Below are 13,331 nucleotides of genomic sequence, written 5' to 3'. Positions count from 1 at the left end.
ATGAGAAAGGGATGGTACTTGGTTAAGCCGCAGCCAAGGGCTTGAAAGTGCGCAGCGGTTTGTCATTGATAGGTAAGTGAATCAGCGCTGCTAGGAAGGCCAATACGACCGTTGACCACCAAATAGGCTCATATGAGCCATAGTAATCATAGATACGACCACCCGCCCACGCACCTAAAAAGCTACCGATTTGGTGAGTGAAGAAGACCAAACCATAAAGCGTAGAAAGGTAACGAGCCCCAAAAATCTGACGAACAAGGCCCGATGTGAGTGGCACTGTCCCTAACCAACAAAAACCAATGGCACCGCCAAAAATAGCCGCGGTACTTTCCGTGACAGGCAGAGTGACAAAGCAAGCGATAACCACAGTGCGAACCAAATATAGCGCTGACATCACGTGACGTTTACTGAATCGATCCCCCATCACGCCCCAAAAATACGAACCAAAAATATTAAAAATACCTACGTAGGCGAGTGCTAAAGCGGCGCTGCTGGCAGGCAAGTGTTTGTCCGCAAGATAGCTTGGTAGGTGGGTGGCAATAAACATGACGTGGAAACCACAAACAAAGAAGCCCGCATGAATAAGCCAATAGCTTTTATTGTTAAAGGCTTCTTTAAGGGCTTGTCCGAGCGTTTGCTCAGTCTCTGTAGCTTGGTTTGCTTGTGGAGTAGCATTTGCTTTGTTGGATTTCATAAACAAAGCAAACGCAATCATCATCGTACAAAGCATGGCAAACGCTTGTAGGGCAGCTTGCCAGCCAATGGTTTCTAGCATCATTTGTGCGCCGGGGATCATGGCAAACATACCAAATGATCCTGCTGCCGTGGTCAATCCAAACGCTTTGGCAGCGTGCTGGGCTGGCACCACTTTAGCAACCGCACCGAGCACAATAACGTAGCTGGTGGCACTTAACCCAAGCCCGACTAACGCGCCTAGTGAAAAGTACAGTTGTGAAGGGATGGTAGCAACTGATGTTAGATATAAACCAGCAGCGTACGCGACCGCACCCATTAAAATAATGCGCTTCGAACCCCACTTATCAGCAGCCATGCCAACAAAGGGCTGGAACACGCCAAACATTAGGTTCTGCAGTGCTATAGCGAAGCTAAAAAATTCACGTCCAGTTTGAAAATGCTCAGAAATAGGCATCATAAAAATGCCAAATGACTGACGGATACCTAGGCTGGTAATTAAAATGCCAATACCGAGCCAAACTAAAATTGGAAAACGGAAAATACTCATAAAAATCTGGCTCTAATGATGGTGGTGTGTTGATTGGTGTGAATGATGAGATTCACCCGTTGGGTTTTGTTGGTGGCAGCCAGAATTAATGGCTTGTCCAGCAAACAGTTCAAGCAATGTCGGGGAATGATGCACAGCAACTAACGTAACGGTGAGGAGTGCAAGCATCCGTAACAGTTGAGCCAAAATTGATTGTGAAAACATGGCGCTCAATCGTGATGTTATGGTGATAAAAAAGAGCGCGCAGTGTAATGAGATGAAAGAGGTGACTCAAATGATATTATGTGAACTAGTCTATGCATAAAATGCATAGACTAGTTTGGGTCTAAGCGTTGACACGACTTCGGGCAAGTTTGCCTCGCTTCCAGTGATGAAATGTATGAGGTGAACTGAATAAGCACAGTACAAAGGTGAGACCTAATGTTATCGACATTAAACGTAAAGAGGTGGAGAGTGTCTGCTGAATACTTTCGATAACAGAAGATCGATCTATCCAAGATCGACCTAAATCACTTTGGACAGCACCGTGTAATCTATCAATGAGTCGTTCAGTTGCGCTGCGTTCCTGTCGTAGATGACCGTTTGCGACTTGTCATTAGCTATAGGTTAAATAACCGGTGTCATGGATTGCAGTTTCTCCACCAAGAAGTCAATGAAGGCGCGAATATGAGGCTTGGGATATTGGGTGCTTTTATAGATAGCAAAAATTTCTCCGCTGCTTTGCTCACCATGGGTTGCTGTCCAAACAGGTAGCAGTTTTACTAGTTGATTATTTTCTAAGTACGGTTTTAGCATCCAGTCCGACAGTAGTAGAACACCGCTTCCCTGTAATGCCGCATACAGCAACGGTGAGCCACCTTTAGAAATTAAGTTTCCTTTGACTGACACCTTTTTATTCACGGATTTTTTACTGAAGTGCCAGTAGTGTCGTTGCCGCTCATGGCTTATGAGTAAGCAGTTATGATCTTGAAGGTCATCAGGCTTTTCTATGGGCGCATGCTGCTTTATGTACGAGGGTGACGCGACCAAGGACGTATAATTGGTCAGCAAATGACGGGCTTTGAGGCGGCTATCTTGTGGCGTTCCGATGCGGATGGCAATGTCGATATTGTCACTGTGTAAATCTACGACGTTGTTATCTAGCTCTAATTCAATGTGTATTTTCGGGTAGCGTTCAAGAAATTCTGGAATCAATGGGGTGAGGCACAAATTCCCAAAGCTCTCAAAAACCGAAATGCGTAGCATGCCTTCTGGTACACCATGGTTCCCGCGCATTTCTGCCAGTAGCTTATCGCTATCGTGTAATAGTTGCGACGCTTGTTGGTGAAAATATTGCCCCTCCTCAGTCAGTATGAGTTGGCGAGTGCTGCGCTTAAAAAGCGTGGTCTTAATTCTAGCTTCAAGGCTATCAATATTTCGTGCAACAGAGGAGGGCGCCATATTGAGCGCTTTACTTGCTTGAGAGAAACTTCCTGACTCCACCACCTGATCAAATACTTTGATTAACTCTAACATGACCCTACCTTTGCGTTTTATGCAAAACTGATTCAGTTTTATCACATATTCTGCGACTAAATCGAATGATGCACAATACCAACATCGTATTAAGGCGATGCTAAATAATCCTATGAGGGTGTAACAATGGCTAAACGTATAAATCTTGCAGAAGTTCAACCAAAAGCACTAGTCGCAATGCTATCGATAGAAAGTTATCTAACGGAAACCGAGTTAGACAGTCAGCTAAAAGAGCTGATTAAGATACGAGCTTCCTTAATAAATCAGTGTGCGTACTGTATTCAGATGCACACGACGGAAGCGATCAAGATAGGCATTGAACAACAGAAATTATTTGCGCTTGCAGCGTGGCAAGAGTCACCATTGTTTAGCAAAACAGAAAAGGCGCTACTAACGCTTACTGATGAAATGACACTGATCGCCAACTCTGGCGTATCGGAATCCACTTATCAGCAGTGCCTTGAACTTTTAGGTGAAGAGTTCGTCGCTCAAGCCATGATGCAAGTCATAATGATCAATACTTGGAACCGATTTGCGCTTGCTACCAAAATGAAGCATGCATAGGACATACATAGAGAGTAGGGGATGTCACTGATCGAAGGTCAGTGACATATCTTAGGCCATGGCGTTTTATCGGGTCCGTGCTTTGCTCTTGTTCAACCACATTACGAGAGTTAAAGGTGTCCTTATTTGAATATTCTGGGTCTCATGTCGGCGATGAAGAGAGGCGGATCGTGTCTCAATTAACGCATCATGAGTTGACCGAGTTTTGTTAAAGAGTGTAGCGTATCGATTGTCGATGTTCTGAAGTGGGCGACACCGCCCATGATGTTTCTCAATACTGATATTTGCGATACCCTCGGTTCTACACTATCGCACTCGGCCAACCAACCAATCAATCAATCAATCAACCAAATCAAGCCAGATAGCAGATAAGAGCACATATGAATTCAATTAATCTCAGCGAACCTTTCTCCCTACCTAATGGTCAATCGATTAAAAACAGGTTGTTTAAATCGGCGATGAGTGAACAGCTCGCTGACAAGCAACATAACCCTACCGCCGGCTTAGTAACCCTTTATCAACGTTGGGCTAAAGGCGGTATCGGCTTAGCGATTACCGGTAATGTTATGGTGGGTCGACGTGCGTTGGGCGAACCTAAAAACGTGGTGTTAGATGAGAAAAGTGATTTAGCACGCTTTAGGGCGTGGGCAGAAGCTGGAAAACAAAGTGGCACTCAAATATGGATGCAACTTAACCACCCAGGCAAGCAGATCCCGAAATTTTTATGTGATGAGCCGGTTGCTCCTTCTGCTATTTCACTCGGACGTGGATTAGAAAAAGGCTTCAATACACCACGTGAGCTGAGTGAAACTGAAATTTATGACATTATCAATAAATTTGCATTAAGTGCCAAACTTTCGAAGCAAGCCGGATTTACAGGGGTGCAAATTCACGGTGCGCATGGTTATTTGGTTAGTCAGTTTTTATCTGCCAGGCACAACCAGCGTCAGGATAAATGGGGAGGAACACTAGAGAATAGACTTCGTTTTGTCGTTGACGTGTATCAGGCGATCCGTCGCGAGGTGGGTGATGACTTTCCGGTGGGTATTAAACTCAATAGCGCCGACTTTATGAAGGGGGGCTTTACTGAAGAAGAGTCTATGCAGGTAGTGCAAGCGCTCAGTGCAAATGGCATCGATCTCATCGAAATATCAGGTGGGACTTATGAAAGCCCGTCCATGATGGGCTCTAAAGATAAAGATAAACCCGTTAAGGCCAGCACAGTAAAACGCGAAGCGTATTTTTTGGATTACATGGAAAAAGTGAGAAAGCTGGTAGACACACCGCTAGTGGTCACGGGCGGTTTTCGCACGGCGCCCGCAATGAATGAAGCGTTATCCACTTCCGTGACGGATTTTATTGGTCTAGCACGCACCATGGCGGTGGATCCCGATTTCCCCAATAAGCTCATCGACAACCCAGACTACGGTATGCCACTCATTGCCCCGACGACCGGTAAACCCGCCTTGGATAAAATGGCGATGGTCGGGTTGGTTTGGTACGAGCATCAAATGTGGCGGATTGCCGCGGGGAAAAATGCCGATCCTCATTTAAGTGCGCTTGGCGTAGTGGTGAAAACGATGTTAAGCGCGGGCTGGCATGCGTTTAAAAAACGTCGAGTCTAGAGCGTTAATTTGTCACATGGCAGAACTTTGCGTGTTCGAGGTTCTGCTATTTTTGAAGAGGACGCCTTCCTTTAGTCATCATTCATCGCTTACGCGACCAAAGTTGTGTTTAAACGGGGAGGGGGGAGTATTATGTGTTAGCCGGAGCACATAGGAGAAAATGTGCTAGTTTTATAGAGTTACGTTTATTTCATCGAAAGGAACTCGGCTGAATGGCAACGATCTTTAATCACACAAGAATAGCGTGTCTATGCATAGCGGCTTCTACCTCTTTTATGCTCACCTCTGCGAATAGTGCCAATTTTGAAGGTCCAAATTCGGTAGAAAATACCATCGCACAACAAAAAACACAGCAGCTCAATTGGCGTGAACAACTCACGGAGAATGGTTTTACCTTTGGGGCTGATTATTTTGCATTAGGGTTAACCTCACCTAACGGCTCTGAGGGTAACTCGGTAAGTGCGTCTTCTGGCGTCGCGCGGGTTTATGGTTCTTGGCATTTATTGAATAAAGGCAGTAATGAAAGTGGTAGTTTGGTTTGGAAGGTCGAGCATCGTCATGCCTATGGCGACAGTTCGCCCAAGAACTTTGCGTTTATCGACAATTTCTCAGGACAAGATGGCCTTGGATATGCAGGCTTGATCGCGCCTGCGTTTAGCGACCAAGGCTTTCGAGTCACAGATTTAAATTGGAAGCAAAAAGTCAACGATGGTAAAGGCACCATCATAGTGGGTTGGCAAGATGTCACCAATTATGTCGACGTGTATGCCTTAGCGAGTCCATGGTCTGGCTTTACTAACCTCGCATTTTCCACGGGTTCGGGTGTCATGGGATTGCCTGATGACGGCATATTGGCACTATCGGTGGGTCATATGCTAGGAGAGAACTTTTATGTCGTCGGTGGTATCGCCGATGCTAATGGTAAGTCCGAGGATATTTTTGACGGCTTTAATAGCGCTTTTGGTAATGATGCGGCTTACTTCTCTACACTGGAGTTGGGGTGGACGGCTTCACAAGAGCAGATCTATACCGACAACTTTCATGTGACGTTATGGAATTTTGGTGAGGGTACAAGACACAATTTGAATTATCCAACACCTGGTTTTACCGATGGAGGTAAGGGCGTCAATGTTTCTTGGAGTCAGTTTATAACACCGCAAATAATGCCGTTCGTTCGTGGCGGTATCTCTGATGGACAAGTAGCCCTTTACGACAAATCTTTGAGCGCGGGGCTTGGCTATTTTGGTCTGGGTGCGCCAACCAATAATCTAGGCTTTGCCATGAATTGGTCGCAGATAAATGAAGAAATATTGCAACCAATCGCCAACTCAGAACAACAGTGGACCGCTGAACTGTACTACAACATGCAGTTTGGTGATTACTTGCAAGTTACGCCTGATATTCAATACATCAAAGACCCTTCTTTCTCCAGCGAGAGTTCAGCGTGGGTTATGGGTATAAGGGCAAGGGTGTTTATTTAGCTAAGTTATTTTAGCTTAAGTCATTCCCTGAAGCGGTTAGGAATCATCTGAACATAACGAACGACTTCACTATAAGGATATATCATGAAGAAGACTTTACTCGCCTCATCTTTAGCGTTGATGACGTCATTTAGCTTTGCTACGGAAGAAGGCAGCGCTGCGCAAGAGACGCAACTTCCACAAACATTATTCCAAAATGTGGACATATTTAACGGTACTGAAGACAAGTTATACGAAGATCATTTTGTGTTAGTTGAAGGCAATAAGATCGCATCGATCTCAGCCAAAACGATCGAAGTGCGTGATGATGCCGTTATCATAGATGGATCCGGTAAAACATTGACGCCTGGCTTTATAGAAAATCATGCCCATTTAATGTTGATGGGGCCGACGCTACCCGCCATGGAGTCGAATACGACGTGGGAAGACTTTGCAATACATGGCACACGCATGGCTGAAATGTACTTGATGCAAGGTTTCACCACTGTTCGTGACGCTGGTGGTGCGAATGGTGGTTTAAGAAGAGCGATTGATGCGGGGGAAATTGTCGGTCCTCGTTATTACCCATCGGGTGCATTTTTAGGTACTCGTGGTGGCCATGCAGATTTTGCAAACTACACAGCGCCTGTGGGGCAAGAAACGAACTTCAGTCGTTTAAACATGGCTCAAGAAGTTGACAGTGTTGCCGACGTGAAGAAGTATGCTCGTAATAACTTTCGCATGGGAGCAACCCAGCTGAAGTACATGCAGTCGGGTGGGGTCGTTTCTGCCTTTGACCCTTGGCAGTTGTTAGCGGGTTCGCCGGAAGAAGTAGGCGCGGCTGTAGAGGTGGCGAATACTTATGGAAGCTATGTTATGGCTCACTCTTACAGAAGAGAAGCCATCTTAGCGGCGCTAGAAGCCGGGGTGAAATCAATCGAACATGGCTTTATGTTTGACTGTGAGATTTCAGATTTAATGAAGGAAAAAGGCGCGTATATCACGACTAACCTAACGGCGTTTGACCCTAATCTTTTAGAAATTCCAGCGGTGAAAAGCGTTCCGTCTAGTTTGGCTAAAGCAAAATCGGCCTCTGCCGCGTTTAAAGACTACATTCCAAACATGAAAAAATGTCCAGCGCCTCGTGGCTTCCAAACGGACTGTGTAGGCTCAGTTGATGCCTGTAATATTCAAATTGCTTATGAGAAAAAGCTAAATAATGATTTTTTTGGTGCCTATGAGTCTTTGAAAACACTCACTTCCGTAGGGGGGGAAATTGCCACGCTATCGGGTGATTTCATGAACCCGTACCCAGACGGTAAGTTAGGTGTGATTGAAAAAGGGGCGTACGCCGATATTTTGCTTCTTGATGGTAACCCGTTTGAAGATTTCTCTGTTGTGGGAACGGGTGATCAATGGTTTGGCGCAGACAAACGACCGGAGTCCCCAGAATCAATCGCATTGATTATGAAAGATGGCGTTATATATAAAAATGCTCTTTAAGTCGCATGGTATGCTTCATCGGCTTGTTATTAAGCCGATGAAGTCCTCGAAATGACCTCCCACCAACCAATAAGTGAACCCAAGCATTGAATAGATTATTTGTCCTCTTTGCATCGATTGTTTCATTATCGACAGTTTCATTTTGTAGTTTTTCTGGTGAACCAACCCAATTAGATTGGCAGGATCTAAAACCAGCCCAAGCGCAAAATCAGATGGTGTTGCCAGAGTTAAGCTATCAGCAAAAAATGATTCTTCAGCAAATATTCACGCTTAGCCAGTATGATGATCCTAAGACCAATAAAGATTTAGTTGAACTAAAAGCAACCTTAAGAGCTGACGGGCTAGATGCCGATGGATTATTAACACTTCGCGCTGAGTATATCGAAAAGCAACAACGCGCCGCGGAAGCGGTAACGTCTGATTTTGATGGGAAAAATGTTAGAATTCCGGGATTTCTCGTTCCAATAGAATTTAGCGCGCCTTTAGTTGCAACGGAGTTTTTGCTGGTTCCTACCGCTGGGGCGTGCATTCATATGCCACCCCCTCCAGCGAATCAAATTGTTAGGGTCTCTTACCCGCAAGGGTATGAAGTAGAAACTGTGCAGTATCCTGTTTGGGTTGAAGGGGTGATTTCCTCTCACTTAAAGACAGATAATGTCTATCTTGTTGATGGGGATACCGATGTGACGATGGGTTACCAACTCAGTGCTTCATCGGTCGTTAACTACCATGAATAGTCTATTGTTATCGCGTACAAAAAGAGCCTATCACTAGGCTCTTTTCGATTTCAGATTATGAACGCCCTTATATTCAGGATTAGAGAGTGTTTTTGTAGATCTCGCCGTCTTTCATGATCACTTTCTTCGCATCGTCACTCATCACACAGTCAACGCCTTCTAACGGGTTACCATCAATGATTAAAAGGTCTGCGTAAGCGCCTTCAACAATTTGACCTAACTTGCCTTCTTGGTAGGGGTGTTGGTATGTCGACATTTCAAATAAGCGACCACAGTTCGACGTCGCCATACGAAGCGCGGTAATCGTATCGAATGTTTTTTCAATCGCACCGAGCTCTTGCATTTGGGTTTCATGAACATTCGCGGTACCCACACAGTCTGTGCCGTATGCAAGATTCTCAATACCATATTTCTTAATCAAGTCCGCTGATTTGAACATCGCTTTACCAACGCGTTCGGTTTTTTTGTAAGTCTCCTCATTGGGTAGGGGAATCTTACGCTCAGCAATCAATGAAGAGGTAAAGTAAGACGGGACAACCCAAATACCTTTATCTTTAATGACCTTGGCAATGTCGTCATCCATGATGGTCGCGTGCTCAAAACACATCACGCCAGCTTCTGCTGCGCGGTGCATCGCGGGCGTCGTATGGATATGCGCCGCGACATACGTGCCGTAGTCTGAGGCGGCTTCTACTGCTGCTTTCATTTCATCAAGCGTGTATTGCAGCGTATCTAATGGATCGAATGTGGATGATGCCCCTCCACCTGCCATGATCTTGATTTGAGACGCGCCCATGAAGAGCTGTTCACGCACCGCTTTAAGCACTTCAGAGCGACCGTCTGCCACTTTAAAGGTGCCTGTTTTCATGAGTGGTGAATCTTCATGCCCATTGGTTAAACGCTCTTGAGCTTGATTCTGGCGATAGTCCGAATGCCCACAGGTTTGAGAAATGGCCGCTTGTGAAGGAAGAATGCGTGGGCCAGTAGCGTAGCCACTATCAATCGCATTTTTAAGACCTAGCGTATTACCACCGACATCGCGACAAGTGGTGAAACCACGCATGAGCATTTCTTGTGAAATTTTTGCAGATCGAATCGCTATTTCATCGCGAGTCATCGAATCCATCATGGTGAAGCCACCCGATAGCGTAATGTGTACATGCGCATCAATAAGACCCGGCATCACAGTGCCACCTTGAGCATCAATGATTTCATCTGCGAGCGTTGGGTCAATGTGACCAATTTTAGTAATCAGGTTGTCTTCAATTAAAATAGAGACGTTTTCAATCAGTTTGTTATCTGTACCGTTAAAGACATTAGCGTTGGTAATTAGCTTGTTCATATTAGATTCCCCAGTGGACTGCGATTAGCTGATGAAGAGATCATAACCTTGTCCAATGGGGGATAATTGCCATTTTACGACACGTCAACAAATAGGGTTTTCTTGCATCGTATAAGTCAATTACTCGGACTCAGTCGTTGCTACGGCCGAGTTTCTTAATGCGCTAGGTGTGCACCTAAATCAACGCTTGGGTTTGAAATCCTAGAATGGCGAGACTAACATGCTAACCTAAAGAGTATTATCGAAGGGTCGAGTTAAGCGATGCATTCATGGAACCAATCTGTAAAACTGGCGCTAGTACCTCTGGCGAACGTTGAAAATGCCTGTTTTATGAAAGCATACATGCGCGACCAATATCAGTTCTTTGGTATTCAGTCGATGCCACGAAGAACGGCATTGAAGCCGTTATTTGCTAAAAGCCAACGCCCTTCTTTCGATGAGCTTCTTGACGTGATTGATGAGTTATGGGCACAGCCCGAACGAGAGTTTCAAATGGTCGCGGTAGACCTGCTTATCAAACTAAAGAACCAATTGCCGTTAGCTATGTTAGAGGGCTTAGAGCGTTGGATCACGACGAAGTCCTGGTGGGATACGGTGGACATGTTAGCGACTCACATCGTTGCGAGCTTCTTTGTTCGCTTTCCTGAAGAAACGGCTGAGGTAATTGGGCGTTGGCGCCTTTCGGATAATATTTGGTTACGCCGCGCTACATTGCTTTATCAGCTTAAATTCAAACAAGAGACCGACAAAGATCTACTATTTGAACTTATTCGAGAGAATCGCTCAGACAAAGAGTTTTTCATTCAAAAAGCCATTGGATGGGTGTTAAGAGAGTACTCAAAAACCGATGCAGAATCTGTCGTTCGGTTTATAGAAACAGAGAAAATCGAAGGGCTTGCCAAAAGAGAAGGGTTGAAGTGGTTAAAGAGCAAACAGCTTGTTTGACTATGTTAACCACTTCACGTTCATTAAGTTGGTAGGCAAGGGTATCAACCGTTGTTTAAGTACCGTTGTTTAAGTACTGCTGCTTAGTGAGGCCATAGAACCGCTTAGAGTCAAACCCTTGTGCAGTTTTGTAATATTCAGTATGTTCACCTTCTTGAACAAAGCCACACTTTTCAAGTGTTGTGAACGAGCCTATGTTTGAGCCATAGCAGTCCGCACACACCTTATGACAGCCTAGCTCTTTAAATGCTAATTCAGTCATGAGCTGGCACGCGCGGGTAGCGATGCCTTGACCCCACGCATGTACTGGAAGTTGATAGCCTACTTCACGATTGCCGTCTAAGAACATCACTTGAGTAATCGCGGTCATTCCCATGTACTGGCCCTGATGATTTCTAATGACAAATGTTGGATTGTCTGGCCACTGTTGTTCTTTAAGTGCTGCTTCAGTGTTCTCAACGATAGGACCAAAAAAGCCTTGGTATACGCTTTCGTCTGCCGGTGCAAAGAACAGGTACTGGTTAACGTTTTCGTCTGCGAGCATCTTGAAGATATCAACGAGATCTTTCTGTTGAATTAACTGAATAGACAGCGTTTCACTAAATGGTACTGACTCGCCTTGTTTTAGTTTTGAATATGACATGGGTTACCTCGTTATTCGATCCGCTTATCGTTTTTCATGTCCCTGAACATTCTCATAAATCACCCGAATTAACTTGGCTGGAGTCCCACCATACAGAGAATCAGGTGGTACATCAGAATTGACGACCGAGTTAGCGGCAATCACAGATCTAGCACCAATAGTCACACCTTGGTTGATCACAACATTGCCACCTATCCACACATCATCCTCAATGGTAATTGGAGCGCAGATTGTTTCCCAGTTACGACGTTTGAGATAGTTTAGTTCGTGGCTAGCACAGTAAAGTTGAGTATTTGGGCCAATCAACACATTATTGCCAATTGTGATTTTAGCGCCATCTAGCATGGTCACGTTCATATTGATGAAGGTCTTTTCTCCAATAGAGATCGTCTTGCCGAATTCACAGTAAAATGGAGAGCGGATGATGCTAGAAGCGGAAATATTGCTCATTAACTGTTGAAACAGTTCACCACGTTGGTCGTCATCTGTATTCTGGTTAATAGCATGCAACAAATTCGAAGCATTTTGCCGAATATTGATAACACTCTCTGCGCCCCCGTCAAACTCCTCACCTGAAAGCATTTTCTCGAATTCGGTCATATTGTTTCTCAACTCATTATGTGTAGGTTTCTAACCGAAACATTGTATCACTGGCGGTATCATCTATGCATCAGAAGTAGAATATCGGAGGAAGTTGGCCTCATGCTCTCAATACGAACTATCCCTGTTCAACCAATAGCCCCCCCCAATATTCCGTAGAACTTTTTCACCTAAACTGTTCACTCAGCTGAAAAACGTGAACGGTAATGAGTAGGGGTTATTCCAACAACTTTTTTGAAAACGCGTGTAAAGTTACTTACATCATTATATCCAAGCATAAAAGCGACTTGTTCGATTGTACGTTTATTGACATTAATCTCCCGTTTAGCGACATCCATTTTGTAACGCAATCGATATTGCTGTGGGGTTAAGCGCAACACCTTCTTAAATGCACGAGTTAATGTCCGTTCACTTACGCAACAAAGATTGGCCATAACTTGGTTATTTTGCTCATTCCATGGGGTTTGCTCACAGTACTTTTGTGCTTTCAAAACTATTGAATTACCATGACTGTAGTCAGGTATAAACCGTTCGTAATGGGCCTGTAGTCGCCCAGAGAAATCTAACAGGCAAATATCAGCGACTTCTTTGGCTAATTCAAATCCAGCATAGCGTGCAATTATATGTAGTGTTAAATCTTGAAAAGCGAATAGTCCAGAACCGGTAATAATACTGCCTTCATCAACGATCATCTCATGGTGTTTTACCTCTACTATTAAAGGACACTCATCGGAGAGCTGCTCGCATAGCTTCCAATGTGTCGTTGCGGCGCGCTGATTAAGTAACCCTGCATGACCTAACCAGAATACGCTGGCGCAATTGGCGGCTAAAGTGCAGCCCTGCATGTGCCAACGCTTGAGCATCTCTAGTATCTCGTCATCATACTGATTGAACGAACCGAGCTTTCCTGGGGGAATAAAAACTAAATCTGGGATATGGCTAGCATCCACTTGGGACGGCGATACGGTTTGTACGTCAAAAAGGAGGGTGTCTGTTACATGATTTGCAATGGATAAAATGTCACCAATACCAGTGACAGCGGAAGCCATCGCATGCTCGGTAGCGAGGACGGTTACCTTGATTGTGTGATTGTCCATATATGACTTGGTTTAGTCTGTTTTGGACATTATACAACCAGTAGGTTGAGTGTAAAG

13 protein-coding genes are annotated in these 13,331 nt (G+C 44.8%); 6 read left to right on the top strand and 7 right to left on the bottom strand.

All coding sequences use genetic code 11. The features are described 5' to 3' along the window. Positions 1 to 22: 22 nt before the first annotated feature. From L4D05_RS10400 to L4D05_RS10390, 3 genes are all read right to left on the bottom strand, one after another. Positions 23 to 1,243 (bottom strand): MFS transporter, encoded by a 1,221-nt coding sequence (locus L4D05_RS10400; RefSeq protein WP_428793908.1) that lies wholly within the window; start codon positions 1,241 to 1,243, stop codon positions 23 to 25. A gap of 12 nt (positions 1,244 to 1,255) precedes the next feature. Continuing rightward, positions 1,256 to 1,447, bottom strand: a complete 192-nt coding sequence (locus L4D05_RS10395; protein WP_428793907.1) for a hypothetical protein — start codon at positions 1,445 to 1,447, stop codon at positions 1,256 to 1,258. Between the two features lie 402 nt (positions 1,448 to 1,849). Beyond that, a complete protein-coding gene (locus L4D05_RS10390; protein ID WP_428751095.1) occupies positions 1,850 to 2,758 on the bottom strand; it encodes a LysR family transcriptional regulator in 909 nt (302 codons plus the stop codon). Between the two features lie 126 nt (positions 2,759 to 2,884). Between L4D05_RS10390 and L4D05_RS10385 the strand changes: the two genes are divergently transcribed. The 5 genes from L4D05_RS10385 (at position 2,885) to L4D05_RS10365 (ending at position 8,647) form a co-directional block, all read left to right on the top strand. Further along, the gene (locus tag L4D05_RS10385) at positions 2,885 to 3,322 is read left to right on the top strand and encodes a carboxymuconolactone decarboxylase family protein (protein WP_428793906.1); all 438 of its coding nucleotides are present in this window, start codon (positions 2,885 to 2,887) and stop codon (positions 3,320 to 3,322) included. 380 nt (positions 3,323 to 3,702) lie between these two features. Next, positions 3,703 to 4,947 carry an NADH:flavin oxidoreductase/NADH oxidase family protein gene (locus L4D05_RS10380; protein WP_428793905.1) on the top strand — a complete coding sequence of 415 codons (1,245 nt, stop codon included), beginning with the start codon at positions 3,703 to 3,705 and terminating at the stop codon, positions 4,945 to 4,947. A 275-nt stretch (positions 4,948 to 5,222) separates the two neighbouring features. Beyond that, positions 5,223 to 6,428 (top strand): carbohydrate porin, encoded by a 1,206-nt coding sequence (locus tag L4D05_RS10375; protein ID WP_428794008.1) that lies wholly within the window; start codon positions 5,223 to 5,225, stop codon positions 6,426 to 6,428. Positions 6,429 to 6,512: 84 nt separating this feature from the next. After that, the gene (locus L4D05_RS10370; protein ID WP_428793904.1) at positions 6,513 to 7,910 is read left to right on the top strand and encodes a metal-dependent hydrolase family protein; all 1,398 of its coding nucleotides are present in this window, start codon (positions 6,513 to 6,515) and stop codon (positions 7,908 to 7,910) included. Between the two features lie 86 nt (positions 7,911 to 7,996). Next, positions 7,997 to 8,647, top strand: a complete 651-nt coding sequence (locus L4D05_RS10365) for a DUF3299 domain-containing protein (protein WP_265675381.1) — start codon at positions 7,997 to 7,999, stop codon at positions 8,645 to 8,647. Between the two features lie 79 nt (positions 8,648 to 8,726). Here L4D05_RS10365 and L4D05_RS10360 read toward each other — a convergent pair whose 3' ends face one another. Then, the gene (locus L4D05_RS10360) at positions 8,727 to 9,989 is read right to left on the bottom strand and encodes a metal-dependent hydrolase family protein (RefSeq protein WP_428793903.1); all 1,263 of its coding nucleotides are present in this window, start codon (positions 9,987 to 9,989) and stop codon (positions 8,727 to 8,729) included. A 261-nt stretch (positions 9,990 to 10,250) separates the two neighbouring features. Between L4D05_RS10360 and L4D05_RS10355 the strand changes: the two genes are divergently transcribed. Continuing rightward, positions 10,251 to 10,934, top strand: coding sequence for a DNA alkylation repair protein (locus tag L4D05_RS10355; protein ID WP_428793902.1), 684 nt, complete (start codon positions 10,251 to 10,253; stop codon positions 10,932 to 10,934). A 55-nt stretch (positions 10,935 to 10,989) separates the two neighbouring features. On the opposite strand, the gene L4D05_RS10350 is transcribed toward L4D05_RS10355, so the two are convergent. From L4D05_RS10350 to L4D05_RS10340, 3 genes are all read right to left on the bottom strand, one after another. Further along, positions 10,990 to 11,577 carry a GNAT family N-acetyltransferase gene (locus L4D05_RS10350; RefSeq protein ID WP_428793901.1) on the bottom strand — a complete coding sequence of 196 codons (588 nt, stop codon included), beginning with the start codon at positions 11,575 to 11,577 and terminating at the stop codon, positions 10,990 to 10,992. Positions 11,578 to 11,601: 24 nt separating this feature from the next. After that, positions 11,602 to 12,177 carry a sugar O-acetyltransferase gene (locus L4D05_RS10345; protein WP_428793900.1) on the bottom strand — a complete coding sequence of 192 codons (576 nt, stop codon included), beginning with the start codon at positions 12,175 to 12,177 and terminating at the stop codon, positions 11,602 to 11,604. A gap of 179 nt (positions 12,178 to 12,356) precedes the next feature. Further along, positions 12,357 to 13,274, bottom strand: a complete 918-nt coding sequence (locus L4D05_RS10340; RefSeq protein WP_265675376.1) for a GlxA family transcriptional regulator — start codon at positions 13,272 to 13,274, stop codon at positions 12,357 to 12,359. Between the last annotated feature and the right edge of the window lie 57 nt (positions 13,275 to 13,331).

This window comes from Vibrio nomapromontoriensis (assembly GCF_050337205.1).
GTDB classification, from domain to species: Bacteria; Pseudomonadota; Gammaproteobacteria; order Enterobacterales; family Vibrionaceae; genus Vibrio; species Vibrio nomapromontoriensis.
The sequence above is the reverse complement of the archived record's forward strand: the minus strand, read 5'-3'. Positions and strand labels throughout refer to the sequence as shown.